At 65.7% G+C, this 23558-nt stretch carries 25 protein-coding genes and 1 tRNA gene; 12 read left to right on the top strand and 14 right to left on the bottom strand.

All coding sequences use genetic code 11. The annotated features are described in order from the left end of the window. Positions 1-98 precede the first annotated feature (98 nt). Both AB4Z00_RS20670 and AB4Z00_RS20665 read left to right on the top strand, forming a co-directional pair. Positions 99-1385: a sensor histidine kinase gene (locus tag AB4Z00_RS20670; RefSeq protein WP_134094910.1), complete on the top strand. Its 1287-nt coding sequence runs from the start codon at positions 99-101 to the stop codon at positions 1383-1385. A gap of 1 nt (position 1386) precedes the next feature. Beyond that, the gene (locus tag AB4Z00_RS20665; protein WP_134094911.1) at positions 1387-2133 is read left to right on the top strand and encodes a LytR/AlgR family response regulator transcription factor; all 747 of its coding nucleotides are present in this window, start codon (positions 1387-1389) and stop codon (positions 2131-2133) included. A gap of 73 nt (positions 2134-2206) precedes the next feature. Here the strand turns inward: AB4Z00_RS20665 and AB4Z00_RS20660 are convergent, their stop codons facing one another. Next, positions 2207-2539, bottom strand: a complete 333-nt coding sequence (locus AB4Z00_RS20660) for a UrcA family protein (protein WP_243654126.1) — start codon at positions 2537-2539, stop codon at positions 2207-2209. A 285-nt stretch (positions 2540-2824) separates the two neighbouring features. Between AB4Z00_RS20660 and AB4Z00_RS20655 the strand changes: the two genes are divergently transcribed. From AB4Z00_RS20655 to AB4Z00_RS20645, 3 genes are read left to right on the top strand one after another with little or no spacing between them, the layout of a single operon-like run. Then, a complete protein-coding gene (locus AB4Z00_RS20655; RefSeq protein ID WP_132264257.1) occupies positions 2825-3091 on the top strand; it encodes a hypothetical protein in 267 nt (88 codons plus the stop codon). Between the two features lie 37 nt (positions 3092-3128). Further along, complete coding sequence (locus AB4Z00_RS20650; protein WP_442047040.1) at positions 3129-4043, top strand: diacylglycerol/lipid kinase family protein; 915 nt, start codon at positions 3129-3131, stop codon at positions 4041-4043. Then, positions 4033-4920 (top strand): metallophosphoesterase family protein, encoded by an 888-nt coding sequence (locus AB4Z00_RS20645; RefSeq protein WP_134094842.1) that lies wholly within the window; start codon positions 4033-4035, stop codon positions 4918-4920. The genes AB4Z00_RS20650 and AB4Z00_RS20645 overlap by 11 nt, the downstream gene beginning before the upstream one ends. A gap of 115 nt (positions 4921-5035) precedes the next feature. Here AB4Z00_RS20645 and AB4Z00_RS20640 read toward each other — a convergent pair whose 3' ends face one another. Genes AB4Z00_RS20640 through AB4Z00_RS20630 form a run of 3 tightly spaced genes read right to left on the bottom strand, consistent with a single transcriptional unit; the run spans position 5036 to position 6712 of the window. After that, positions 5036-5746: a GIN domain-containing protein gene (locus tag AB4Z00_RS20640; RefSeq protein WP_132264251.1), complete on the bottom strand. Its 711-nt coding sequence runs from the start codon at positions 5744-5746 to the stop codon at positions 5036-5038. A gap of 26 nt (positions 5747-5772) precedes the next feature. Further along, a complete protein-coding gene (locus AB4Z00_RS20635; protein ID WP_132264249.1) occupies positions 5773-6339 on the bottom strand; it encodes a DUF1700 domain-containing protein in 567 nt (188 codons plus the stop codon). After that, positions 6329-6712: a PadR family transcriptional regulator gene (locus AB4Z00_RS20630; RefSeq protein WP_132264247.1), complete on the bottom strand. Its 384-nt coding sequence runs from the start codon at positions 6710-6712 to the stop codon at positions 6329-6331. Before AB4Z00_RS20630 ends, AB4Z00_RS20635 begins: the two co-directional genes overlap by 11 nt. A gap of 242 nt (positions 6713-6954) precedes the next feature. On the opposite strand from AB4Z00_RS20630, the gene AB4Z00_RS20625 reads away from it, so the two are divergent. Beyond that, positions 6955-9378, top strand: a complete 2424-nt coding sequence (locus AB4Z00_RS20625) for a membrane-bound PQQ-dependent dehydrogenase, glucose/quinate/shikimate family (RefSeq protein WP_442047039.1) — start codon at positions 6955-6957, stop codon at positions 9376-9378. Positions 9379-9445: 67 nt separating this feature from the next. On the opposite strand, the gene bla is transcribed toward AB4Z00_RS20625, so the two are convergent. From bla to AB4Z00_RS20600, 5 genes are all read right to left on the bottom strand, one after another. After that, complete coding sequence (bla, locus tag AB4Z00_RS20620) at positions 9446-10312, bottom strand: class A beta-lactamase (protein WP_442047038.1); 867 nt, start codon at positions 10310-10312, stop codon at positions 9446-9448. Between the two features lie 140 nt (positions 10313-10452). Beyond that, positions 10453-10977: a 30S ribosomal protein S9 gene (rpsI, locus tag AB4Z00_RS20615; RefSeq protein WP_132264241.1), complete on the bottom strand. Its 525-nt coding sequence runs from the start codon at positions 10975-10977 to the stop codon at positions 10453-10455. Beyond that, a complete protein-coding gene (gene rplM / locus AB4Z00_RS20610; RefSeq protein WP_054442085.1) occupies positions 10977-11456 on the bottom strand; it encodes a 50S ribosomal protein L13 in 480 nt (159 codons plus the stop codon). The genes rpsI and rplM overlap by 1 nt, the downstream gene beginning before the upstream one ends. Positions 11457-11602: 146 nt before the next feature. Beyond that, on the bottom strand, positions 11603-11965 hold the full coding sequence (cutA, locus tag AB4Z00_RS20605; protein WP_442047037.1) for a divalent-cation tolerance protein CutA: 363 nt from the start codon (positions 11963-11965) through the stop codon (positions 11603-11605). Then, the gene (locus AB4Z00_RS20600; RefSeq protein ID WP_442047036.1) at positions 11962-13050 is read right to left on the bottom strand and encodes a COX15/CtaA family protein; all 1089 of its coding nucleotides are present in this window, start codon (positions 13048-13050) and stop codon (positions 11962-11964) included. The genes cutA and AB4Z00_RS20600 overlap by 4 nt, the downstream gene beginning before the upstream one ends. 112 nt (positions 13051-13162) lie before the next feature. Between AB4Z00_RS20600 and AB4Z00_RS20595 the strand changes: the two genes are divergently transcribed. From AB4Z00_RS20595 to AB4Z00_RS20580, 4 genes are all read left to right on the top strand, one after another. Beyond that, a complete protein-coding gene (locus tag AB4Z00_RS20595) occupies positions 13163-13534 on the top strand; it encodes a MerC domain-containing protein (protein WP_132264237.1) in 372 nt (123 codons plus the stop codon). A gap of 51 nt (positions 13535-13585) precedes the next feature. Beyond that, entirely contained in the window at positions 13586-13798 is a 213-nt protein-coding gene (gene thiS, locus AB4Z00_RS20590) for a sulfur carrier protein ThiS (RefSeq protein WP_134094847.1), read from the top strand. Between the two features lie 54 nt (positions 13799-13852). Continuing rightward, positions 13853-14650, top strand: a complete 798-nt coding sequence (locus AB4Z00_RS20585) for a bifunctional sulfur carrier protein/thiazole synthase protein (RefSeq protein WP_431568057.1) — start codon at positions 13853-13855, stop codon at positions 14648-14650. A 243-nt stretch (positions 14651-14893) separates the two neighbouring features. Beyond that, a complete protein-coding gene (locus AB4Z00_RS20580) occupies positions 14894-15421 on the top strand; it encodes a hypothetical protein (RefSeq protein ID WP_132264235.1) in 528 nt (175 codons plus the stop codon). 48 nt (positions 15422-15469) lie between these two features. Here the strand turns inward: AB4Z00_RS20580 and AB4Z00_RS20575 are convergent, their stop codons facing one another. Further along, positions 15470-15967 carry an MmcB family DNA repair protein gene (locus AB4Z00_RS20575; RefSeq protein ID WP_134094849.1) on the bottom strand — a complete coding sequence of 166 codons (498 nt, stop codon included), beginning with the start codon at positions 15965-15967 and terminating at the stop codon, positions 15470-15472. Between the two features lie 159 nt (positions 15968-16126). Between AB4Z00_RS20575 and AB4Z00_RS20570 the strand changes: the two genes are divergently transcribed. Then, a tRNA-Arg gene (locus AB4Z00_RS20570) sits at positions 16127-16203 on the top strand. 122 nt (positions 16204-16325) lie between these two features. Here AB4Z00_RS20570 and AB4Z00_RS20565 read toward each other — a convergent pair. The 4 genes from AB4Z00_RS20565 to AB4Z00_RS20550 form a co-directional block, all read right to left on the bottom strand. Beyond that, positions 16326-16640, bottom strand: coding sequence for a TM2 domain-containing protein (locus tag AB4Z00_RS20565; protein ID WP_132269910.1), 315 nt, complete (start codon positions 16638-16640; stop codon positions 16326-16328). An 89-nt stretch (positions 16641-16729) separates the two neighbouring features. After that, the gene (locus AB4Z00_RS20560) at positions 16730-19990 is read right to left on the bottom strand and encodes an error-prone DNA polymerase (RefSeq protein ID WP_442047035.1); all 3261 of its coding nucleotides are present in this window, start codon (positions 19988-19990) and stop codon (positions 16730-16732) included. Next, positions 19987-21489, bottom strand: coding sequence for a Y-family DNA polymerase (locus AB4Z00_RS20555; protein WP_442047034.1), 1503 nt, complete (start codon positions 21487-21489; stop codon positions 19987-19989). Before AB4Z00_RS20555 ends, AB4Z00_RS20560 begins: the two co-directional genes overlap by 4 nt. Further along, complete coding sequence (locus tag AB4Z00_RS20550; protein WP_442047033.1) at positions 21407-22165, bottom strand: ImuA family protein; 759 nt, start codon at positions 22163-22165, stop codon at positions 21407-21409. Before AB4Z00_RS20550 ends, AB4Z00_RS20555 begins: the two co-directional genes overlap by 83 nt. Positions 22166-22383: 218 nt before the next feature. Between AB4Z00_RS20550 and AB4Z00_RS20545 the strand changes: the two genes are divergently transcribed. Next, on the top strand, positions 22384-23478 hold the full coding sequence (locus AB4Z00_RS20545; protein WP_132269918.1) for a TauD/TfdA family dioxygenase: 1095 nt from the start codon (positions 22384-22386) through the stop codon (positions 23476-23478). The last annotated feature ends 80 nt before the right edge of the window (positions 23479-23558 follow it).

Here is a 23558-nt window from a genome sequence, read left to right as displayed (position 1 = left end):
TTCCCTCGGCGCCGCTTCGACGAATGTCGGTCGCGGCCCGATCAGGGAACTGGCGCGCGGGGGATTTTTTGCGCTATCCCCTGCAGATGACGACCCCCATGACGCCCGTCTCCACCCAGCCGCGTGTGCCTGCGCGGCTCGTCCTGCTTTCCCTTGCCGCCCTCTGGGCCTGTTACTTCGTCGTCGCCACGCTGCGCGGCGTCGCGATGGGCTACGACATGTTCTGGCCGATGGTGTCGCGGCGGCTGACGATCTGCGTCCTGTCCATGCTGCTGATGGCGGCGGTCTGGCCGCTGCTGCAACTTCTGGATCGCCGCTCGGCCGGTACGCGCTTCGTGGTGGTGCTGGTCAGCGCGCTGCCGCTGGCGATCGCGCTCTCGCTCATCAACGATGCGATCTTTGCCGACATGAATTCGGACAAGGACGAGCAGTACCAGCACGATTCCGTCGACGGCCCGAGCAATGTGCGGATCAGCCGGGACGATGCGGGCAATATCCTGGTCGATCTTCCCAAGAGCATGTCGCCGAAATCGGAGACCAGCGAATCTCCCGTTGCCGAGGCCGGCGATGGTGAGCGCAAGTCGGAGACGACGAGCGAAACCCGCTCGGAAATCAGCGTCGATGCCGAGAAGATGTTCGGTCAGGCCTACGATCGCTGGGCGAACATGGCCGACACCGCCTTCGGCCGCTATTTCCTGGTGCTGGCCTGGGCGGCTCTCTATTTCGCGCTGGTCAAGGCGGAGGAAGCCCGGGCCGCGGAATGGCGCGAGGGCGAATATCGGCGGGCGGCGGCGGCGGCGGAGCTGCGATCGCTGCGCTATCAGGTCAATCCGCACTTCCTGTTCAACACGCTCAATTCGCTTTCCGCACTGGTCATGATCGGCAAGCAGGACGATGCCGAAAAGATGATCCAGAATCTTTCGACCTTCTATCGGCGAACACTTTCCGGGGATCCCACCAGCGATCTTGCACTTGTCGACGAAATCGAGATGCAGAAGCTCTATTTCGCAATAGAAGCGGTGCGGTTTCCGAATCGATTGTTAACGACGATTGATGTTGACGATTCCGTTCTTGGTGCAATGGTGCCCGGCATGATCCTGCAGCCGCTCGTAGAGAATTCGGTGAAGTATGCCGTTGCCGCCACCCAGCGGCCGGTGACGATCGCCGTTCGCGCGCGCCGCGATGACGACATGCTGGAGATCAGCGTGGTGGACGATGGGCCGGGATGCCCGGAAAACAGCGGCGGTTTCGGGATCGGCCTCGGCAATGTGCGGGATCGCCTGCGCGCCCGCTACGGCGCTGCGGCCACCATTGCGTTCGGCAAACGCCCCGAGGGCGGCTTTGCCACGGTCCTGAGAATGCCCCTGGAGGCTGGTTTTGCCTGACATTTCCCCTGAACTTACCGAGGCGGCGCCGCTTCGTGCGCTGATCGTCGACGACGAGCCGCTGGCGGTGGAACGCATGCAGGTGATCTGCTCGCGGATCGAGGGCGTCTCGGTGATCGGCACGGCCAGCGACGGCCAGGCCGCACTGCGCCTGATCGACGCGCTGACGCCCGATCTCGTCCTGCTCGACCTGACCATGCCGGAAACCGACGGACTCACCGTGGCCCGGCGTCTCTCGGGCAAGCCCGATGCGCCAGCGGTGATCTTCGTGACCGCGCATGACGAGTTCGCGGTCGAGGCTTTCGACCTCGATGCCATCGACTATGTGCTCAAGCCCGTGGCGCCGGACCGGCTGGAGCGGGCCGTGGGCCGGGTGATGTCGCGGCGCGGAGACCAGCGCACGGCGCCGACCAGCCAGTGGCTGGAGGAATTCTGGGTGCCGCATCGCTCCGAACTGGTGCGCGTGCCGGCCGCCGACGTCGAGCGCATCGATGCCGAACGCGACTATGTGCGGCTGCATGTGCGGGGCCAGAGCTACCTTCTGCTCCAGACCATCACCAGCCTGGAGGAGCGGCTCGATCCCGAACGCTTCATCCGCATCCACCGCAGTTGCATCCTGCGCCGCGATCATGTCACCGGCCTTCGGCACGAAGGGCTGGGGGTGTGGTCGGTGGAAACCGCCAGCGGCGATGCCTTGCGTATCGGCCGGACTTATCTGCCGACCGTAAAGAAAATGGCGGGCCGCTAGGGCCCGCCAGGTCGTATCCGGTTATTTTTTAAGGGACTTCGGGATAGGGTGTGGGGCGTCTCCAAGATCGGCCTTACTGGCCGACCGCGAGCCGTTCGGCGCCGGCCTTGTCGACAGCGCCGGCAACCTGCGCGCTGACGTCGGCACGGGCCTTGCTGTAGCATTCGGTGGCATCGGAGCTGCGCAGGCGCGACCCGGTGGTGACGCGGTTGTAGTCGCAGGCTTCACGCGCGGCGGTATCGATGCGGCGTTCCAGCTTCTGCTGGCCTTCCGGCGTCGAGAGATTCAGGTCGGAATAGCGCACTTCGACATTCTTGGCGAAAGCGGGGGCCGGGGCGGTTGCGGCAACAACGGCACCGAGGACAAGTCCGGCAGCAGCGGCGGCGATCATGTTGGTCTTGAACATCGTCTCTTCCTCCTCAGGGGAGCCGTGTGCAGAGAGTTTCGTCGCAACCGGCTCGGTGAAACCTGTTTGCAGCCGAATCGCCGCAGCTTCACGCGAGGCTCGACCGTCACCCGTTCAAGGTCGACGAAGGCCGGGTGGTGGGGATGAACGACATTGGGTGTCGACGAACGACGTCTTGCGATCCGGGCTGCGCGAAAGAACTACGGCGAATCAGCACTGCGAAAATCGCGGTCTATTCGAAAGCTGGCTTTCCTCGCCGTTTGACGGTACCATTTGTATGTACTTATGGGACTGATCCTCGTCTTCTTCCTTGGGATATTCAACTTCGCCGCGCACAAGGCGGTGCTCGAAAGCGGCCATCGAATGCTTTCGCAGATCCCGTGGTTCTTCCAGCCCCTGGGCGGGCGCTTCAGCCTTGTCGTCGAATTCGTGATGCTGCTGGGCGCGATGATCGCCGTGGCCGGCGGGTCGGCGGGCTGGGCCTGGGTCTATATCCTCTACTCCGGTCTCAACGGCCTTTCCGCCTGGCTGATCTCCAGCGGACGGCTTTGATCGGGAACCCGGCGGGGCGAGGCAGGTTTCTGGCGGCATGACGCAAACGGAACATCCCCGCTCTCGTCCTGGCCAGCAGGCCGGAATCCCGCAGTCCGCCGCGCCGCTGCCCCGGGTATGGCTGGTCTGCAACGCTGCCAGCGGCAGCAATGACGATGCCTCGGTTTCCCGGGTCGAGGAAAACCTGGCCGATGCCGGCTTTCCGGTGGTCCGCACCTTGCGCTTTCCCGAAGAGGATGCGCCGACACCGGCCGTGCTCGATGCCGCGCAAGTGGATCTGCTGGTGACCTTCGGCGGTGATGGCACGACGCATTCGGTGGTCGCGGCGGCCAGCGGCTGGAGCGGCGCGGTGCTGGTGCTGCCCGGTGGCACGATGAACATGCTGCCCAAGCGCCTGCACGGCGATGTCCCCGTGGAAGAGATCGTCGCCCGCCTCGCCAGCGGTCCGCTCGACACGGTGCGGCCGACCGTCATCGCCAGTCGCCACGGAATCGGCCTGACCGGCGTGCTCGCCGGGCCCGGCACCGTCTGGAACGAGGTGCGCGAGGCCATGCGCGCGGTGAATATCGTCGAATTCGTCAACACCGCGCGGCAGGCGATCTCCTGGTCCGCGAACGGCCCCAAGGTGTTCTGCGCCGAATCGGATTGCGGCCGCGAAGACGGATATGCGGCCATCACCGTCACCCCCGGCGAAAACGGGCTGGAGGCGAACGGCTATTACGCCGAATCGCTGGCAGACTATGCCGGCCAGGGCATCGCCCTGCTCAATCGCGACTTCCGCGACGGACCGCACGACTCGCTTGGCAGCCATCGCCGGCTCAAGCTGGTCTGCCCCGATGGCGAGCCGATGGGCCTGCTGATCGACGGCGAACCTTTCGATGGCGGCGCGGAGGAGGAGTTTTACCTCGCAACTTGCGAAGTCGATCTGGTAACGACCCGCAATGCTTCCTGAAAACTCTCTCTCGCCGGGCGATCCGATCCGCCTGTTCCACTTGAGCGACATCCATTTCGGGTTGGAGGACAGACGCGCCATCGATTGGGCGAAGTCCTGCATCGCGCGTGAAAAACCCGATGCCGTCGCCATCACCGGCGACCTGACCATGCGCGCACGCCATCCCGAATTCGACGCGGCGACGGCGTGGATCAAGGGGCTGGACGTGCCGGTGACGGTCGAAGTGGGGAATCACGACATCCCCTATTTCAACCTCTACGAACGGTTTTTCGCGCCCTACAAGCGGTTCCACGCGATCGAGAGCATGGTGGAGGCAGAGCTTCACCTGCCGGGCCTGGCCATCGTTCCGCTCAAGACCACCACGCGTGCCCAGTGGCAGCGCTTCCCCTGGTCGAACGGATGGGTGACGGAAAAGGCGCTGGCCGAAACTCTGGCCGCCATCGATGCCCTGCCTGCGGGAACCCGCGTGCTGATCGCCGCGCATCACCCGCTGACCGAGCGACGCGCCAAGGACAACAAGCTGCTGACGATCAACGGCACCCGGACGATGGAAGTGCTGGCAGGCCGCAAGGTCATGGCCGTGCTGTCTGGCCACATTCACGATGCTTTCGACCTGACCGCCGAGACTCCGGCCGGGCCGCTGCGGATGATCGGCGCGGGGACGCTGTCGAAGCGGATTCGCTCGACCCCGCCCAGCTTCAACGAGATCACCATCGAGGGCGACCGGATCAGCGTGGTCGCCCGCAATCTCGATCATGTGCCGACGTCGGCCATGCAGATCGACCAGGTGCCCGAGAACGCCCTGCCCCCGCGCGAACCGGGCGAGCCGGTGGCGCCGGTGGGCGCGGTGCCGCCGGTCGATCCGCCGGTGCACTGATCCGCGGAGGTCTGGCCAAAGACAAAGAGAAAGGGCCGCACCGTCGAAACGGTGCGGCCCTTTTCATTTCTGCCGTCGCTGCGGGAAGGGCCGCGGCGACGGATCCTGGGAATACTTACTTGTAGTCGTGATCGACGTTGCCGATGCCGTTGATCTCGGTCTTGAGGTTCGCGGGCTTGCGCACCAGGCTGACATTGCCGATGCCGTTGATGGCAACGTCGACCGTGCCGGTGGCGCCGATGGTGATATTGCCTGCGCCATTGACGCGGATCAGGGCATCGCGGGCTTCGACCTTGCCGAAGTCCAGGTTACCCGCACCTTCGGCGGTCACGGCCAGCTTGCGGACCTTGCCCGAGGCTTCGAGGCTGAGAGCGCCGTTGCCGTTCACGGTCAGGCTGTCCTGGTCGAGCCCGGTCAGGGTCACGTCGCCCGGCGCTTCGAAATCGAGGCCTTCGATCTCGGGCGCGGAGATGCGGACCTTCAGGCCCTTGCGGCCGTGCCACTTGCCCTTCACGTCCAGGCGGCCGTTCTCCCAGGTCAGGCGGTCGACCAGCTTTTGCGGGCCGGTGACGACCATCTCGGCCTTGTCGCCCTTGGTGAAGACGAGCTGGACGGGGATGTCCATGGCCAGGCGGGCGCCGGGCTGGATCTGGAAGTTGCGGGTGATCTGCGGGCTGTCCGTATCGTCACCGTCCATGGTCCAGTTGAAGTCCCCGCTGTGGATGTCCTGGCGGAACTTGTCCCCGCCGATCAACCAGGCCGCGCTGAAAGCGACGATCGTCAGGATCACGCCGCTGGCGAATACGATGAGCAGTTTCCTGAACATCACTTGGTTCCTTTCTCTCGTTTTTCTCAGTTTTCGGGGTGGATGGCGGGTTCGATCACGCGGTAGTGAAGGCGGCCGAACCACATGAGGGCATTGATGATCCAGATGCTGACCAATGTCAGCAGCGCGGCGATCGCCACGGCGGCGCTCATCGTGCCGAGGCCGCCCAGGATCGCGACGAGGATGCCGCCCGGAAAGCCGCTGAACGGTCCGGCGATCAGCATGAAGCCGCCTGCCACGAACACGGCGATGGCCGCGACGTAGAGGCCGAACATTACGCCCAGCACCGGCAAGACGATGGGCAGCAGGATCAGGATGTCGATGGTCGCCAGGCCCATGAAGGCCAGGATCGCGCCCCAGGCGGAGGACGGCGAGCGTCCGCTTTCCCAGTTGCGGAAGCCTGCCTCGAAGCGCAGTTCGCGGGCAAGGCGGCCGGGATCGCCAAGGGCGGCGGCCACTTCCTGTTCGCTGCGGCCTTCGGCGGCGCCGGCTTCGAAGTGCTCTTCGTAGTCGGCTGCGATCTCGGCGACATCGCCTTGCGGCATGCCCTTGAGACCGGCCTTCAGGCGCCGGATGAATTCGTTACGCGTCATGGCTCGGCTCCTCTGCGATGGGGCCTTCCATCGGAGCATCGGGCGAAGGGGCGGCAGCCTCTTCGATCAGCCCGTCGACGGCGGCGGTGAAGCCGCGCCATTCCTCTACCTGTTCGGCAAGGCGGCTGCGGCCGGTTTCGGTGATGCGGTAGTACTTGCGCGGTGGACCCGAGGGCGATTCCTCCAGATAGGTCGCCACGAGGCCATCCGACTGCATGCGGCGCATGAGCGGATAGATCGTGCCCTCACCCATATCGACCGCCGCGGCCATGCGGCTGGCGATCTCGTAGGCGTAGCTGTCCCCCCGCGACAGCAGGGCGAGCACGCACAGGCCGAGCACTCCCTTTTTCAGCTGTACTTCGATTTCGGACATCGAATCATCTCCTGCGAATGAGGAGTGTATATTGCAAGCTACTGTGTAACGCAAGGTACCTTGCCAAGATTAGTACGGGGTGTGGCAAGGTACCTTGCTATGGCTAGGTATCTGGCACCGTGCAAACCCGCCTTGGCCCCGCCTTGGCGACAGGGAATCCCACTTGTTCCGCGCTTTTGCGCCGTTTCGCTGCAACCACGCGCCGAGCCGTGAATTGTCGGGAGTGGCCAAGGAGAAACACTTTGACACAGCCCCCCTCTCGATTCCCCTCCCCGCATCGCCAGCCCTGGTTCACCGCATTGGTCCTCCTTGCGGTCGGCGCCGTGTTCACGGCCGGCGGCGTCTATCTCGCGACGCTGGCGGGCTCCCTCTATTATCTCGTCGCCGGGATCGCCCTGATCGCCACCGGGATCCTGGCGCTGCGACGAAGACCGGAGGCGCTGTGGCTCTATGGCGCGCTGCTGGTGGGCACCGTGCTCTGGGCCCTTCACGAGGTGGGACTGAACGGTTGGGGGCTGGAGCCGAGGCTGGTGGCGCCCACCGTGCTGGGCCTGTGGCTGTCGCTGCCCTGGGTGCGGCGCGGGATCGTGCCGGCAACCGATCGGCGGCCCCTCGCCCGCCATGCCGCCCTGGCCCCTGCCCTGGCCAGCGGCCTGGCGATCGTGGTGCTGATCGCCGGCTTCGCGCAGCCGGTGGGCGTGGCGGGAGACGCCGGAAGCCGCCTCTTCGCCGGCCAGGTGGACGGTTCGGTACCCGCCGAGGACTGGTGGTATTACGGCCGCACCGCCAAGGGAGACCGCTTTTCTCCGCTGGACCAGATCAACACGGCCAACGTGAAGAACCTCAAGGTGGCCTGGACCACCCAGACCGGCGACACGATGCGCCCGGGCGAGGATATCGGCGGCACCGATGCCGGCCACGAATTCAACTTCGAAGTGACGCCGATCAAGGTCGGCGACACGGTCTATGTCTGCACCGGCCACTCCTGGGTCGAGGCGCTCGATGCGCGCACTGGCAAAGTGAAGTGGAAGTTCGACCCCAAGGCCAATACCGACGCGGACGTCTACCTGGCCTGCCGCGGCGTCGCCTATTACCGTGCGCCGGAAGGCAAGAGCAGCGTCTGCCCCACGCGCATCCTGGCCCCCGTGCTGGACGCGCGGATCATGGCGCTCAATGCCGAGACGGGTAAGCCCTGCGAGGACTTCGGCGACCATGGCTTCATCAGCCTGGCCAAGTACCTCGGCCACGTTCCGGCGGGCTTCCACTTCGTCACCTCGCCGCCGCTGGTCGTTCACGACCGCATGATCCTGGGCGGCTGGGTCTACGACAACCAGTCCCGCAACGAGCCTTCGGGCGCGATCCGGGCCTTCGATCCGGTCTCCGGCAAGATCATCTGGGCCTGGGATGTCGGCCATCCCGATCAGGTCGTCCATCCCGGCGACGATACCGTGCTGACGCGCGGCACGCCCAATGCCTGGGGCGTCTATACCGCCGATCCGGACCTCAACATGGTCTACCTGCCGCTGGGCAACGCCACGCCCGACTACTTCGGCGGCGGACGCCGTCCTTTCGACGAGGCATATTCCAGCTCCATCGTCGCGCTGGACATCACCACCGGGACGCCCAAGTGGCACTTCCAGACCACTCATCACGACGTGTGGGACATGGACCTGCCGATCGGTCCGTCGCTGGTGGACCTGCCCATCGGCGGGAAGACGGTCCCTGCCCTTGTCCAATCGTCGAAGCGCGGTGAATTCTGGGTGCTGGATCGCCGCACCGGCAAGCCCGTGGTCGAAACCATCGAAAAGCCGGTCCCGCAGGACGGCGTTCCGGGCGAGACCCTGGCAAAGACCCAGTCCTACCCTGTCGGCATGCCGTCGCTGACGCCGGCCGACCTCGTCGAGAACCACCTCTGGGGCGCGACGCCGATCGACCAGATGATGTGCCGCATCCAGTTCCGAAAGGCGCATTACGAAGGGCAGTTCACGCCGCCCCAGCTCAAGCAGACCATCGTCTACCCGGCCTTCGACGGGGTGATCGACTGGCACGGCGCCACCATCGATCCGCAGCGCAAGTTGCTGATCGCAAACTCGAACTACATTCCCTTCATGATTACCATGAAGCCGCGTGAGCCCTTCGAGAAGTCGGGCGCGGTGCCGCCGTGGAACGGTTCGGGCAACGAGCCCAGGATCGGTCCCGGAATCGCACCGCAGTATGGCACGCCCTACGTCGGCATGGTCCACCCCTGGCTGAATCCCATCGGCGTGCCCTGTAACCCGCCGCCGTGGGGCACCCTGACTGCCATCGATCTGGTGACTCACAAGATCGTCTGGCAGCGCCCCATCGGCGACACCCGCGCCACGGGCCTGGGCGGAACCCATACCAACCTGCCGCTGCCGACCGGCATCTTCAATATCGGCGGCAACATGATGACCGCCGGCGGCCTCGATTTCATCGGCGCCACGGCAGACAACATGTTCCGTGCGGTGGACGTGCGGACCGGCAAGACGTTGTGGGAGGCCGGTCTCCCGGCCGGCGGCAATGCCACGCCGATGACCTATTCGGTGGACGGCAGGCAATACGTCCTGATCGCCGCCGGCGGCCATGGCGGCCTGGGCACGAAGACCGGCGACTACCTCGTCGCTTACGCCCTGCCCCAAAGCTGAGTCCCGGGCCGATCCGTCAGCCCTGCAAGACAAGGGGCGCCGCTTTCCTGCGGCGCCCCTTGTCGATTCAGCGCCCTGGAATCTTCAGCGCGGCCATGCCGGCGATTGCGGCAATCACGCTTTCGCTTTGGGTAACGCGATTCTCCGCCGAAGCGGTGTAGACCGTCAGGACGAAGGAGCCGCCCGACGGGGGCCGTATGATGGCGATATCGTTGACCGCGCCCGCATCGTTGGTCCCCGGCTTGTTCGCCACGGTCCACCCCCTGGGCACGCCCGCGCGAATGCGCCGGGTGCCGTTCTGTTCGTTCCGCATCCAGCCCAGCAGCGTCGCGCGCTGGTGGTCGCCCAGAACGGTCGACGTCAGCAGCAGGGTTCCCAGCGAACGGGCGATCGCGGCGGGTGTGGTGGTGTGGCGCAAGTCTTCGGGGGTGCCCAGGTTCAGCGCGGGCTCCATGCGGTCCAGCCGCGAAATGTTGTCGCCCAGGGTGCGGAACAGCCGGGTCACGGCCGGTGGGCCGCCGACGAGATCGAGCAGGTAGTTGGCTGCCGAATTGTCGCTGTACTGGACGGCGGCCTTGCACAGCATCCCGGCAGACAATGTGCCGCCGTCCTGCTGCCGGGCGGTCACCGGCGAATTGCCGAGCCGGTCGGTATCGCGGATCGTGACCGGGCGTTGCAGCAGATGCGGATCTTTGGCCGCCTGGCGGTACACTTCGGCGGCCAGGAAGATCTTGAATGTGGAGCAGAGCCGGAACCGCTCGTCCGCGCGGTGGGCGAAATGGATCCTGCCATCGCTGCCGCGCATGGCCGCGCCGATGCGCATGCCGTGCTGTCGCTCGATTTCTTCCAGATCGGACGCTGCCTGAGCGGGACAGGCGAGTGCAGCCAGGGCGAGGCCAGCGATCAGGTGACGGCGGGAAAGGGCATGGTCCATCGTTTCCCTCGGCGCAATCCGGACGCGCATCCGGCTATCTCACGGCTTAGAAACAAAACAGGCCGTGCAACAAAGCAACAAAAAAGGGCCGCGGTTGCCCGCGACCCCTTTTCGTAAAGCCGAAGCTCTCGGTAAGCGAATTAACGCTTCGAGAACTGGAAGCTACGACGTGCCTTCGCACGGCCATACTTCTTACGCTCGACGACGCGCGGGTCGCGGGTAAGGAAGCCGGCAGCCTTGACGGCGGCGCGCAGGGCGGGCTCGTACTTCGAGAGTGCCTGGGCGATACCGTGCTTCACGGCGCCTGCCTGGCCCGAGAGACCGCCGCCCTTGACGGTGGCGATCACGTCGTACTGGCCGTCACGACCAGCAACCTGGAAGGTCTGGTTGATGACGAGACGCAGGGTCGGACGTGCAAAGTACACTTCCTGGTCGCGGCCGTTGATGATGACCTTGCCGGTGCCGGGCTTCACCCACACGCGGGCCACGGCGTCCTTGCGGCGGCCGGTGGCGTAAGCGCGGCCATAGGCGTCGAGCTGCTGCTCGCGCAGGGGCGCGTTCGAAACGACGGGCGTGAAGGTCTCTTCCGACGTTTCAACGGCGGTAGCGACTTCGCCGAGGTCCTTGAGGTCGGACAGGCTCTGGACGGTTTCGGTATCGGACATTACGCGCCCACCTTGTTCTTGCGGTTCATGGAAGCGACGTCGAGCGCTTCGGGCTGGGTACCACCGTGCGGGTGCTCGGTGCCTGCATAGAGGTGCAGGGCGCGCATCTGGTCACGGCCGAGCGGACCACGGGGGATCATGCGCTCAACAGCCTTTTCAAGCACGCGCTCGGGGAAACGACCGGCGAGAACCTTGTCCGCGGTCACTTCCTTGATGCCGCCGGCATAACCGGTGTGCTTGTAGTAGGTCTTGTCGCCCAGCTTCTTGCCGGTGAACTTCACCTTCTCGGCGTTGATCACGACGACGTGGTCGCCGCAATCGACGTGCGGGGTGAAGCTCGGCTTGTGCTTGCCGCGCAGGAGGTCGGCGATAACGACCGCGAGACGGCCAACCACCAGACCCTCGGCATCGATCAGATGCCACTTCTTTTCCACCTCGGCCGGCTTGATCGACCGGGTGACCTTCGTAAGCGCCTTCATGGCTGGTCTATCCCTAATGTTCATGTCGCGGAGGCCGAATCGATCGCTTTCACGAATCTCCGGCACCGCGGGAAGGCGGCCAAATCGTCGAAAAGGGCCGGCAAGTCAAGCAGAGTGCGGCATTCCAGAGAGGTAAAATGATACCTCTAAGGTTGCGTGCTGCCGATCGCAGCCAGCCAGGCGGTAGTAGCCGGCGCGGCAGTGTCGCACCGCCAGCCCAGCACCGCGGGCTCCTCGTAAGGATGAATTTCGGCCAGCCGCGCCGTGGCGGCATCGAGCAGGGCGGCGTTGGTCTTCACCAGCAGGCCTTGCTCGCGGCTTGTGCCCTTCTCGCCGTTCCAGACGAAGAGCGAGGTCATCGCCGGGAGCAGGTTGGCGCAGGCGGCCAGGCCCGCGTCGAGCAGGGCATTGGCAGCCTTCAGTGCGCTCTCCTCATCGGGGAAGGGGCACCAGATGAGCGCGGGGGTAAGCGCCGGGCCGTTGGCCTGCCCGCTCACATGATCCGTCACATGCCAAGCCCGACCTGGTCGCGGCGGCCCAGGCAATGCGCGCCCCAGACCGTGGCCGCAACGAGCAGCGCGCCGCAGAGCTGGTGCGCCACGGCAAGCCAGAGCGCCACGCCAGACCATACGGTGAAGATGCCGAGCAGCACTTGCGTGCCGAACGCGGAATGGACGGCGATCGAAGCGAGACGCGCATGGCGGGCCTTGAGCCTGCGGCCCATCACGATCAGCACGGCGACCACGGCCCAGGCCCACCAGCGGTGCACGAAGTGGGTGAGGAACGGGTCGTTGACCAGCGCATGGAGCGTGCCGCCGGCCCATTCMACGCCGTCAGGGAAGAAGCTGCCCTGCATCAGCGGCCAGGCGTCCATGCTGAACCAGCCCATGCCCGCGACGTAGCCGGCGCGCAGGCCTGCCACCATCGCGCCCATGAAGAGCTGGATGAACAGCATGGCCAGGGCGAGGGCACCGAAGCGGTTGAGGCGGGCAGGGGCCTGGCCGCGTCGCAGTTCGCGAAGGTCCAGCGCCGTCCAGACCAGACCGCCCAGGGTCGTCAGCGCCACCAGCAGGTGCGCGGCAAGGCGGAAATGGCTCACCCGATCCGCAGCCTCGGCGGAGAGGCCCGAAGAGACCATCCACCAGCCGACCACGCCTTGCAGCCCGCCCAGCGCCAACAGCGCGACCAGGCGCGGCTTGTAGCCCAGGGGAATCGTGCGCTTGTACCAGAACCACGCCAGCGGCAGCGCAAAGGCCAGGCCGATCACGCGGGCCAGCAGGCGGTGCACCCACTCCCAGAAGTAGATGAACTTGTATTGGGAAAGGGTCATGCCCGCCGGGCCGTTGACATCGATATATTGCGGGATCTGCTTGTAGCGGGCGAACTCGGCCTGCCACTGCGCGTCGGTCAGCGGGGGAATGGCGCCGGTGAGCGGCTTCCACTGGGTGATCGACAGGCCGGATTCGGTCAGCCGGGTTATGCCGCCGACCGCGACGATAAGGATGACCAGCGCGGCAACGATCAGCAGCCAGCGAACCATGGGGGCGATATCGTCGGCTGTACCGAGGAGGGGGCGACCGTCAGGGACTCTCATGACGCAAATCCCTGCGATCTTGCGACGAAATGCGCAAGGGGCACGTCGACCGAATGTTTCATGACACAGTCAGGACTTGATGAATGTTACAACGTCTCATACATGGGCATTCATGCGCACCGCCATCATCGCGATTCGAAACCGGCTGGACCGGGCAGGCATCGTCCTCAGCGGTCTTTGCGCGATTCACTGTATTCTCGGCGTGTTTTTCGTGGGTTTCCTGGGGCTTGGCGGCGAAGTTCTGCTCTCGCCCGAGGTTCACCGCGTCGGCCTGGGGCTGGCCCTGGTGGTCGGCGTGATCTCCCTGGGCTTCGGCGTCGTGCGCCATGGCCGCGTGGGACCGCTGGTGATCGGCGGCCTGGGCCTGGCGCTCATGGCCACGGCCATCGTCGTCGGTCATGGCCTGGCAGAATCGGTGCTGACCATTTTCGGCGTCGCGCTTGTCGCCTTCGCACACATCCGGAACTTGCACCGCGCGCATTGAAAGTGCCGATTGGGCACTTTCCAAATCGTTTCTCCGCGCTATCTGCGGCCCATGGCTGAAGAACTTTCCCTCACCGTGAACGGCGAACCGCGCCGCGTGGCGCCCGGTTCCTCGATTGCCGATCTCGTGTCGGGCATCGGCCTGGATCCCCGCAAGGTCGCCGTCGAGCGCAATGGCGAGATCGCCCCGCGCTCGACCCTGGCCGATGTGCTGCTGGCCGATGGCGACGTGCTGGAGATCGTCCACTTCGTGGGCGGTGGCTGAACCTGTTCGCCGGACCGATCCCTGACATACCCGTTCCCCGAAAGGACGCGAACTTTGACCGATACCGTCTCCGATTCCTCGACCACCGATTCCTGGACTGTCGCTGGCCGGACCTTCCGTTCGCGCCTGATCGTCGGCACCGGTAAGTACAAGGATTTCGAACAGAACGCGGCGGCGGTGGAGGCTTCGGGCGCGGAGATCGTGACGGTGGCGGTGCGCCGGGTCAATGTTTCGGACCCCAAGGCGCCGATGCTGACCGACTTCATCGATCCCCGGAAAATCACCTACCTGCCTAATACCGCCGGCTGCTTCACCGCCGAAGACGCCATCCGCACCTTGCGGCTGGCGCGCGAAGCGGGCGGCTGGGATCTGGTGAAGCTGGAAGTTCTGGGCGAGGCGCGGACGCTTTATCCCGACATGCGCGAGACGCTGAAGGCCACCGAAATCCTCGCGAACGAAGGCTTCCTGCCGATGGTCTACTGCGTGGACGATCCGATCGCGGCCAAGCAGCTTGAGGAAGCCGGCGCCGTGGCGGTCATGCCGCTGGGCGCGCCGATCGGCTCGGGCCTGGGCATCCAGAACAAGGTGACCGTCCGCCTGATCGTTGAGGGGGCCAAAGTGCCGGTCCTCGTCGATGCTGGCGTGGGTACGGCCTCGGAAGCCGCCGTGGCGATGGAACTGGGCTGCGACGGCGTGCTGATGAATACCGCGATCGCCGAAGCCCGCGACCCGATCCGCATGGCTCGCGCCATGAAGCTGGCGGTCGAGGCTGGCCGCGATGCCTATCTGGCAGGGCGCATGGCGCAGCGCCGCTACGCCGATCCCTCCAGTCCGCTTGCCGGCCTGATCTGAAAATTCGGCCGCGGGGCATTTTTCTTCACGATGGCCGATAGCTCTGCTGCAGCATGGCCGATTGTGACGGAAAAGTGCCGCGGACGGCCATTTTCAAAGCGTCCCGAAATGAAATGCTGCAAGAATCTTGCGGCTATTATCGGGTTCAAACCATCATCCGGTTAAGGCTGTAGCAACCGAAGAGGCGGAGATTGGTTCTAGTGACAGGGAGGATTGTCCTTCCGTGTCACGAGGATCAGGACCATGACTCACACGGGAAAGGCCACCATCACCATCGGGGAGCTGCGGGAATTCGCCAGCTTCACGCCCTGCGAGCAGCGCTACATCCGGCGCAGCCTGGACGTGGGACTGGGCCGGCAGGATGCTCTGGGTCTCTGGGCGCGCGACGGCGTCGAAGCCACCTCGATCCGCAAGCAATACGAAGCCTACGCGGATCTCGCCGCGCTGCGCGAGATGCGGCCTGACGAATTCGGCTTCGATGACATTGCCGCGTTCATGGGCAAGCTGCTTTACGTCGCCGCCTTCGATCTCGCCCAGGAACGCATCGAATCGTTCCCGGCCTTCCGTTTCCTTTACGAACGCCTGCTTGGCGGTTGGGTAAGGCCCTGGCTGCCCGGCGCCTTCTGCGGAGCCGCCGCGCTTCCCCAGATCCGTCCCGATCGCCGCAAGACGTTGCTTCACTCGATCAGCGAAGCGGCGGCCACGGCATCTGGCTGGTCGGAGCGCGAACCGTCATTCTATCCGGAATGGATCGAGAAGGAGATCGCCTGAGTTTCGGGCCGATCCGGCGCTTCGGCGCCGGATCGCTTCGCCCGCACGTCAGCTTTCGCTGCCCCATTGCAGGGTCTGCGGATCGCCCAGGGTAACCAGACGCCTGAGCGAAGCGCGGGCCAGACGCTCGGTTTCCACCTTGCGCCGTGCCGCGGCAAGCTGGCGCAGCGGTGCCGGGCGCAGGATCTCGGCATCGTAGCCATCGGCAACGATCACGCCGCACTGGTCGGGCAGGAACGGCTCGGTTTCCAGCGGCGCCCGGTCCAGCGAGGGGGGCAGCCCCCAGTAGAAACGGTCGCAGTAGTCCAGATAGTCGGGCCATTTGCCGTCGCCCAGCAAGTCTGCGCGTGAAACCTTGATTTCGACGATGACGACATGCCCCTTCGCGTCGATGCCCATGAGATCGGCGCGGCGCCCGCAGCGCAGCGACATTTCCGGCAGGCACCAGATGTCGTTACGAGCAAAAAGCCGCCCTATTCCGCGCGCCACATCGGCGGCGACGAAAGAAAGAGCGGGAGAAACGAGCGGAGAATCAGCTTCGGCCATCGCGGCATAATAGGAACATAGAGGGAACTTTCAAGCCGCAAGGCATCTGGAGCGCTGGCCCAGCCAGAACGGCTGACAGGTTTTTCCCAAGTCCATGATGGATCGAAGTGATTTGGCGCTGGCAACACCGCTCATGCTCTGCTAGTCGCCGCGGGCACTGCACCCGTAGCTCAGCTGGATAGAGCGCTGCCCTCCGAAGGCAGAGGCCACAGGTTCGAATCCTGTCGGGTGCACCATTTCCTCCATTTGCGAAGATCAACCGGCTTCCGGGCCATGCTCTGCCGTGTCTGTTCGGGCATTGGGGCGGGCACGGTGGCCGTGATCGGGCGGCGCGGGCGCCGCCCTTCAGGTGGGCGGGTCAGGCCAGGACGCGGTGGACCAGGTTGGTGTTGTATTGACGCAGCCAGCCCGGGATCAGGAAGGCGTCCACCAGCACCCAGATGCCGAGCGGGATCAGGAACAGCAGGCCGAAGCCCATGATCCAGATGGTCGCCCAGCCGAGCAGGAAGAGGACGAGCTGGACGATGCCGCCGGCGGTCTTGCCGGCGTAGAAGCGATGGGCGCCCAGCGAGCCGAGGAAGAACCACAGGAGATACGTGACGCCGGTGGACTTGGCATTTGCCTGGTAGAGCAGGCCGGCCATGGCCGCAGTGGATGAATTCGTGTCGGTCATCGATACCCCCGTCGATAAGTGAAGGGGCGTATCGATATGGGCATGCCATTAAGAAACCAATGAATTTTTTGAGTTGCCGGTGGCACGGCTCAATGAAAGTCCCGTGAGCGGGGGAGGACCCGCACGTTGCGCGGGTGCTGCGGGCGGACGAATTCGTCGGCGCGGGATAGCTGGGGCTCGGCTTCGTGCACTTCCGAGAGGCGTTTCAGTTCGGGTGTACGGTCATGGATGCTCTGGGCCATGATATGGATGACGCCTTCGGGGCTGTGCTGGATCAGACCTTCCACCAGCATCAGCCGCGCGGCCATGACCGGGCGGCGGTAGGTTTCGAACAGCCGGGCCCAGATCACCACGTTGGCGATGCCGCCTTCGTCCTCCAGCGTGACGAAAATGGCATTGCCCTTGCCCGGGCGCTGACGAACCAGCACCACGCCGGCGACTTTCACGCGCTTTCCGTTTCGGGTCTTCGCCAGGTCCGCGCAGCGCAGCACGCCTTCCGCCGCGAAGACCGGGCGCAGGAACGACATCGGATGGGCTTTCAGCGAGAGCCGGGTGGTCTGGTAATCGGCGGCGACTTCCTCGGAGAGCGGCATGGCGGGCAGGGCGGCATGGGGTTCCTCTCCCAGTTCGCGGGCGCGGGCGGCAGCAAAGAGGGGAAGTTCGCCGGTTGGCGTGCGGCGTGCTTCCCAAAGGCCCTCGCGGCGGTCCAGACCGATCGAATGCAGGGCATCGGCATCGGCCAGGAGGTTGAGCGCCCGCTGGGGCAGGCTGGCGCGCCGGGCGAGATCTTCGAGGTTGGTGTAAGGGCGATGGGTCTTGATCTGCTCCGCCCAGTTCTCGCGAAAGCCGCTGATCTGGCGCAGGCCGAGCCGGAGGGCGAGTGCGCCTTTCGCTTTGGGTTCCAGGGTGCAGTCCCACTCGCTGTGGTTGGCATCGATGGTGCGCACTTCCACGCCATGCTTCTGCGCGCAGCGGACGATCTGGGCCGGGGCGTAGAAGCCCATGGGCTGCGAATTGAGCAGGGCGGCGGCGAAGACCTCGGGGTAGTGGTGTTTGATATAGGCCGAGACCCAGACCAGCCGCGCGAAGGCGAGGGCATGGCTTTCCGGGAAGCCGTAGCTGCCGAAGCCCTTGATCTGCTGGAAGCAGCGCTCGGCGAAGTCCTTCTCATACCCACGGGCCACCATGCCGTTCACCATCTTGCTGTGCAGGGAGCCGATCGTGCCGACATTGCGAAAGGTCGCCATGGCGCGGCGGAGCTGGTTGGCTTCGGCATCGGAGAAGTTCGCGGCGGTGATCGCCAGCCGCATCGCCTGCTCCTGGAACAGGGGGACGCCGAGAGTCTCGCCGAGGACACCGCGCAATTCGTCGCGATCGTGGGGAGGAGCCGGAGAAGGGTAGATGACGTCCTCGATCTTTTGTCGGCGCCGCAGATAGGGATGGACCATGTCCCCCTCGATCGGGCCGGGGCGCACGATGGCGACCTGAATGACCAGGTCGTAGAACCTCTCAGGTCTCAGGCGGGGCAGCATGTTCATCTGCGCGCGGCTCTCCACCTGAAAGACGCCGATACTGTCGCCCTTCTGGAGCATCTCGTAGACGGCTTTGACGTGGGGAGGATTGCTCCGGTGATCTTCCTCGTCGCCCGGCACGGAACTGAGCTGGTACTGGCGGCCGATGTGCGTCTCGATCATGGCGAAGGCCTTGCCGATACAAGTCAGCATTCCGAGCGCCAGGATGTCGACTTTCATCAGGCCGAGCGTATCGATGTCGTCCTTGTCCCATTCGATGAACGTGCGCTTTTCCATCGCGGCATTGTGGATCGGCACGGTTTCGTCGAGCCGGTCCTGAGTCAGCACGAAACCGCCGACATGCTGGGAGAGATGGCGGGGGAAGTTCAGGATCGTCCCGGTGAAGTGATTGACCCGCGCGATCGTGGGATTATCGGGATCGAGGCCGGCCTCGATGCAGCGGTTGCGGTCGTATTCCGAGGCGTAGCTGCCCCATACCGTGCTGGCGAGCCGGGCGGTGACGTCCTCGCTGAGCCCCAGCGCCTTGCCGACATCGCGGGCGGCGCTGCGCGAGCGGTAGTGAATCACCGTGGCGGCAATTCCCGCGCGCTCGCGGCCGTAGCGGCTGTAGATATATTGCATCACTTCCTCGCGCCGCTCGTGTTCGAAGTCGACGTCGATGTCGGGCGGTTCCTTGCGCTCGGTGGAGATGAAGCGGGAAAACAGCAGGTTGTGCTTCATCGGATCGACGGCGGTGACGCCGAGGACGAAGCAGACCGCCGAATTGGCCGCCGAGCCGCGCCCCTGGCAAAGGATGCCCTGTATCTGCGCCCACTGCACGATATCGTGGACGGTGAGGAAGTAGGCGGCGTAGCCCTGCTGCCCGATGATCCCCAGTTCCTCGGTAAGCAGGCGGGTGAGCTTTTCGGGGATGCCCTGCGGGTGGAGGTCGCTGGCGCGGCTCCAGACCAGTTCCTCCAGCCAGCCTTGCGGGGTGTAGCCGTAGGGGACCGGCTCGTGGGGGTAGGTGTAGCTCAGGTCTTCGAGCTTGAAGACGATGCCGCCCATGAAGTCTGCGGTGGCGGCGATCGCCTCGGGGGCGGCGGCGAAGAGGCGGGCCATTTCGGCTGCGGGCTTCAAGTGCCGCTCGGCATTGGCGGTGAGGCGGCGGCCGGCGGCCTGTACCGTGGTCTTCTCGCGGATCGCCGTCATGACGTCGTGCAGGGGGCGGGATTCCGGCCCATCGTAAAGAGCGTCGTTGATCGCGATCAGCGGCACGCCAGCCAGGGCCGCCTGTTCGCGCAAGGCCGCCAGCCGGCGCGCGTCGCGGCCCTGCCGCAGCATCGCCGCGCCCAGCCAGACCTTGCCGGGCGCGGCCTGCGCCAATTGGCGCAACAGGGCGTCGGAAGCGGGGGTGGCGACGATGAGCTGCATGTCCTCCAGGAATTCCAGCAGGTCGCTCAGGCGCAGTTCGCAGTTGCCCTTGGTCGTGCGCAAGTTGCCGGTGGTGAGCAGCCGGGTCAGGCGGCCCCAGCCGTATCGCGTGGTCGGATAGGCGAGGATCTCGGGCGTATCGTCGGCAAAGACCAGCCGCGCGCCGACCATGAGGCGGAACGGGGGCAGGGTGACGCCTTCCGCTTCCATCTCCTCCCCGAACATGCGCAGTGCGGCAAGGGCGCGGGCGACGCCGGATACGGTGTTGCGATCGGCGATGCCGATGCCGGGGTGGCCGAGCGCCAGCGCCCGCAGCGCCATTTCCCCCGGCGTGCTGGCCCCGCGCAGGAAGGAATAGGCGGTCGTCGTCGCGAACTCGACATAGGGCGGCGTTTCGAGGCTCATGCGAAGACGCCGTGCAGATACCAGCGCGGGTCGGCTTTCTCGCTGCCGTAGAGACCATGGCGAAACAGCCAGAACCGGCGGCCGTCGCTGTCCTCGATCCGGTAATAGTCGCGCGTGGGGCCGGTCGCCTCCACCGTCTTCCACCAGGGATAGGCGAGGCGTTCGGGGCCTTCCTGCCGCACCACCCGGTGCTGGCGTCCCTGCCAGCCGAACCGGCGCGGCGGACCGTCAGGCACTTCGGCCAGCACGGTGACGGGCTGGGGGGGATCGAACAGGAACAGCGGGCGCAAGGGCGGCTCGCCTGCCTCCGGCTGGGGCCAGGGCTGCGGAATCGATGCGGGAGGCACGAGGCGGTCGGCATATTCCGGCAAGTGCTCGTCGCGGGGGGCGAAGCGGTGGACGCATTCGGCGCCAAAGCGCACTTGCAGCCGGTCCAGCAGGGGGGCGAGGTCGGGCTTGCCGGAATTCTCCTCGTCCAGCCGGTCCTGCCCTTCGGAGACGTCCTCGTGCAGGGGCACGGCCAGGCGCAGCAGGTCGTAGCCGAAGCCCGGGTCGAGCGGATCGGCGAGCGATTCGATGCGTTCGCGAAACAGGCGGACGACATCGGCGGGTTCGCGCAAGGGCAAGCCGCTGTCCACGGCGAGCCGGGCGACATGGCCATCGGTGCGGAACAGCGAGACTTCGTAGCGTCGGCCGCCCCGGCCGCGGGCGACCAGCACGTCCCGCGCCTGCCCCGCCAGCCATTCGATCACGCCGAGCAGGGGCTTCACGGTCGCCATCGGTTCGGCGAAGCGCTGCTCCACCCAGATCGGGGGCAGGGTGCGATGCGGAGTGATGCGCCGGTCCTGCTCCTCCAGCAGGTGGGCGAGGGCGATCGACATCGCCTTGCCGAAGCGAGCGGCGAGGGGCGCGCGGGGGCGATCCGCAAGCTGGCCCAGGGTGCGCAGCCCGGCGCGCTTCAGCGCGAGGTGGGCATCGTCTCCCAGGCCGAGTGCGGCCACCGGCAGTTCGCGCAAGGTGCTCTTGCCGAAGCGGGCAAGGGCAAGGGCGGCATCCGGCGTTCCGGCACAGGCCGCCAGCGCCCGGAATTCCCGCCGCGCGAGCCGGGTGACGAGATCGCCCCGCACGGCGTCTTCATCCATCCCCAGGCTGTCGAAGCAGCCGGTGAGGTCCAGCACCAGCGCGTCGTCGCGATCGGGGGCCACCATCGGGGTATAGCGTTCGCAGGATTCGACGATGCGCAGCAGCAGGGCATGGTCCGCTGCGGGCCGGTGTTCGAGAGCAGGCAGGTCCGGTTCCAGCGCGCGCGCATCGGCCAGCATCATACCGGCTGAGAGGCCGAGCGCCAGCGCCGCGGGAGACAGCGCCATGATGCGCTGCGCCCCGCGTTGCTTCGCGATCAGGGCGAAAGCCGCGTCAGGCGGCGCTGCGCCTTCCCGCATCGCCCGTTCGGACGGCAGGAAGGGAAAGGTGACCGCCAGATAGCGGCGCGTGGCCAAGCATGGGCTTACGGAAGGTGCCTTGCTCACGATTCCATTCCAGTTGCAGGTTGAGACCCTCCCGCCCGCCGCGCCGGCGCAGCAGGGTCACGTCGAACACCGGATCTCCCGGCGCATTGGCGGGCAAGGGAACCGACGGCGCGCTGGTCACCTGCCAGCGGGTGTGGGCGGCGCTGGGCGTCGGCTGGGCGCCGCTGCGCACGATCATGACCATGGTGCCGCTTTGCTCCGCCGCCAGCGCCAGCCGCCGCGAGGCGGTAAGGTCGAAGGCCGGGGCGCGGCCATCCATTTCCATCACCACGGCCGCTGCCCCGCCATGCCGCACCGAATCCACGCCTGCGCGCAGCAGGCTCTGGAGATCGGGCAGGCGCAGCAGCACCATGGCGGCCGGGTCTATGCCCAGTTCGGCAAGGCCGGGGGCATAAGGGCGCGAGCGGGGCTGCTTGCCCCCGCCCTTTCCATTAAGTTTGCCCAGCCGCAGCCAGAGCAGAGGTTCCCGCGCCTTGCGCGCCTGCACCGCGCAAAGCAGCGCCAGCGCCAGGGCGGCCCCGCCGTCCTGCTCGGTCGCGGCATAGAATTCATGAACGCCGTCCTGCTGCAAAGGCGACTCGGGCCAGCCGTCAGGAGACGCCTGAGCGAGGTTTGCTGCCAGTTGGAGGCGACTCGAATCGAACATATGTTCCTTTTATGTTCTATTCCTGTCTTACGCAATCGAGTCTGGAAATGAGGGTGCAATCGGCTGTGGGCACAGCCCGGTCTCCCGATCCTGCCGGCGCAGAACGCAGGGCGAAAAGCTTTCGGGCATCGTTCGCCAAGTCATCGCAAGGCATTCCGCCTAGGGTTCGGGCATCGCCCACCTTACGGCCCCTACCCTCAAAGAAGGACTCACGAAGCATGGCCAGTTCCGCTCCCGCGCCGCTGGAAGCCGTCCCGCCCGTCACCACTGCCGCTGCCTGGCGGGGAGACCGGCTTTCCGAGACCGACGCGTGGATCTACAGGCTGTCCGACGAACAGGTGCTGGAGCTGGAGACGCTCGGTGCCCGCTTCATGGCCGACGACCCGGACCTGCGCACGGTCACCGCCGAGGAATATCCGCTGGTAGCCTGCGCCGATGCGGTGAAGTCATGGGGCGAGGATGTCGATTACGGCCGCGGCTTCGTGCTGGTGCGGGGCCTGCGGACCCAGCTCTATTCGGACGTTCTTTCCAACGCGATCTACTACGTGCTCGGCCTGCACATGGGCGATCCGATCCGCCAGAACGAGATGGGCGACCTGATCGACCACGTCTATGCCACCAGCGACAAGACCATGGACGATCCCACCGCGCTCTCCTCCAAGGTGCGGGACAAGCTGGTCTATCACTCCGACAGCTCGGACATCGTCGCGCTGATGTGCCTGCGCCCGGCCAAGGAGGGCGGCCTGTCCTGCCTCGTCTCCGGCGCGGAGATCTACAACGAGATCCTGCGCCGCCGCCCCGATCTGGCGCCGCTGCTGCTGGAACCCTTCCACTGGGACTGGCGCCGGCAGGACCACAATGCGCCGGCGGATACGTATACTTCGCCGATCGTCAGCCTCGTCGACGGGGTGTTCTCGATGTATGCGGGCTCGCTCTACATCCTCACTGCGCAGGAATATGAAGGCGTGCCCAGGCTGACGCCGGAGCAGATCGCGGTGCTCGAACTCTTCGACACGATCACCTACGAAGAGGGCATGGCCATCGAGATGGATTTCCGTCCCGGCGACATCCAGTGGCTCTCCAATTACGCCGCGCTCCATGCCCGCACCACGTTCTGGGACTGGCCCGAACCGCAGCGCAAGCGCCACCTCCTGCGGTTGTGGCTGAGCCGCGATGCCGGGCGCCCGGTGGTGGAGGGCTTCGGCAAGAACGGCGTTGTGCAGGTTCGCCAGGCCCCGCGCGACGGGCAGGCGGAGCATCCCGATGCGCATTTCGACGTGTTTTCGGTATCGGTGCCGCGCCTGATGGGCTGAGGGGCCGCGTGCGCAGACAAAGAGGGCCGGAAGTTTCCTTCCGGCCCTCTTTTTGTTGTCCTGAGTGTGCCGATCAGCGC

It is taken from the genome of Novosphingobium sp. YAF33, from assembly GCF_052113265.1.
Classification (GTDB): domain Bacteria; phylum Pseudomonadota; class Alphaproteobacteria; order Sphingomonadales; family Sphingomonadaceae; genus Novosphingobium.
Note: the sequence above shows the minus strand (reverse complement) of the source record. Positions and strands in the feature narration are given on the sequence as shown.

Coding starts and splice junctions, on each gene's coding strand:
- AB4Z00_RS20670 (WP_134094910.1), top strand. CDS start 99: ATGACGCCCGTCTCCACCCAGCCGCGTGTGCCTGCGCGGCTCGTCCTG.
- AB4Z00_RS20660 (WP_243654126.1), bottom strand. CDS start 2,539: ATGTTCAAGACCAACATGATCGCCGCCGCTGCTGCCGGACTTGTCCTC.
- AB4Z00_RS20655 (WP_132264257.1), top strand. CDS start 2,825: ATGGGACTGATCCTCGTCTTCTTCCTTGGGATATTCAACTTCGCCGCG.
- AB4Z00_RS20650 (WP_442047040.1), top strand. CDS start 3,129: ATGACGCAAACGGAACATCCCCGCTCTCGTCCTGGCCAGCAGGCCGGA.
- AB4Z00_RS20645 (WP_134094842.1), top strand. CDS start 4,033: ATGCTTCCTGAAAACTCTCTCTCGCCGGGCGATCCGATCCGCCTGTTC.
- AB4Z00_RS20640 (WP_132264251.1), bottom strand. CDS start 5,746: ATGTTCAGGAAACTGCTCATCGTATTCGCCAGCGGCGTGATCCTGACG.
- AB4Z00_RS20635 (WP_132264249.1), bottom strand. CDS start 6,339: ATGACGCGTAACGAATTCATCCGGCGCCTGAAGGCCGGTCTCAAGGGC.
- AB4Z00_RS20630 (WP_132264247.1), bottom strand. CDS start 6,712: ATGTCCGAAATCGAAGTACAGCTGAAAAAGGGAGTGCTCGGCCTGTGC.
- bla (WP_442047038.1), bottom strand. CDS start 10,312: ATGGACCATGCCCTTTCCCGCCGTCACCTGATCGCTGGCCTCGCCCTG.
- rpsI (WP_132264241.1), bottom strand. CDS start 10,977: ATGTCCGATACCGAAACCGTCCAGAGCCTGTCCGACCTCAAGGACCTC.
- rplM (WP_054442085.1), bottom strand. CDS start 11,456: ATGAAGGCGCTTACGAAGGTCACCCGGTCGATCAAGCCGGCCGAGGTG.
- AB4Z00_RS20595 (WP_132264237.1), top strand. CDS start 13,163: ATGCGCACCGCCATCATCGCGATTCGAAACCGGCTGGACCGGGCAGGC.
- thiS (WP_134094847.1), top strand. CDS start 13,586: ATGGCTGAAGAACTTTCCCTCACCGTGAACGGCGAACCGCGCCGCGTG.
- AB4Z00_RS20580 (WP_132264235.1), top strand. CDS start 14,894: ATGACTCACACGGGAAAGGCCACCATCACCATCGGGGAGCTGCGGGAA.
- AB4Z00_RS20575 (WP_134094849.1), bottom strand. CDS start 15,967: ATGGCCGAAGCTGATTCTCCGCTCGTTTCTCCCGCTCTTTCTTTCGTC.
- AB4Z00_RS20565 (WP_132269910.1), bottom strand. CDS start 16,640: ATGACCGACACGAATTCATCCACTGCGGCCATGGCCGGCCTGCTCTAC.
- AB4Z00_RS20560 (WP_442047035.1), bottom strand. CDS start 19,990: ATGAGCCTCGAAACGCCGCCCTATGTCGAGTTCGCGACGACGACCGCC.
- AB4Z00_RS20550 (WP_442047033.1), bottom strand. CDS start 22,165: ATGTTCGATTCGAGTCGCCTCCAACTGGCAGCAAACCTCGCTCAGGCG.
- AB4Z00_RS20545 (WP_132269918.1), top strand. CDS start 22,384: ATGGCCAGTTCCGCTCCCGCGCCGCTGGAAGCCGTCCCGCCCGTCACC.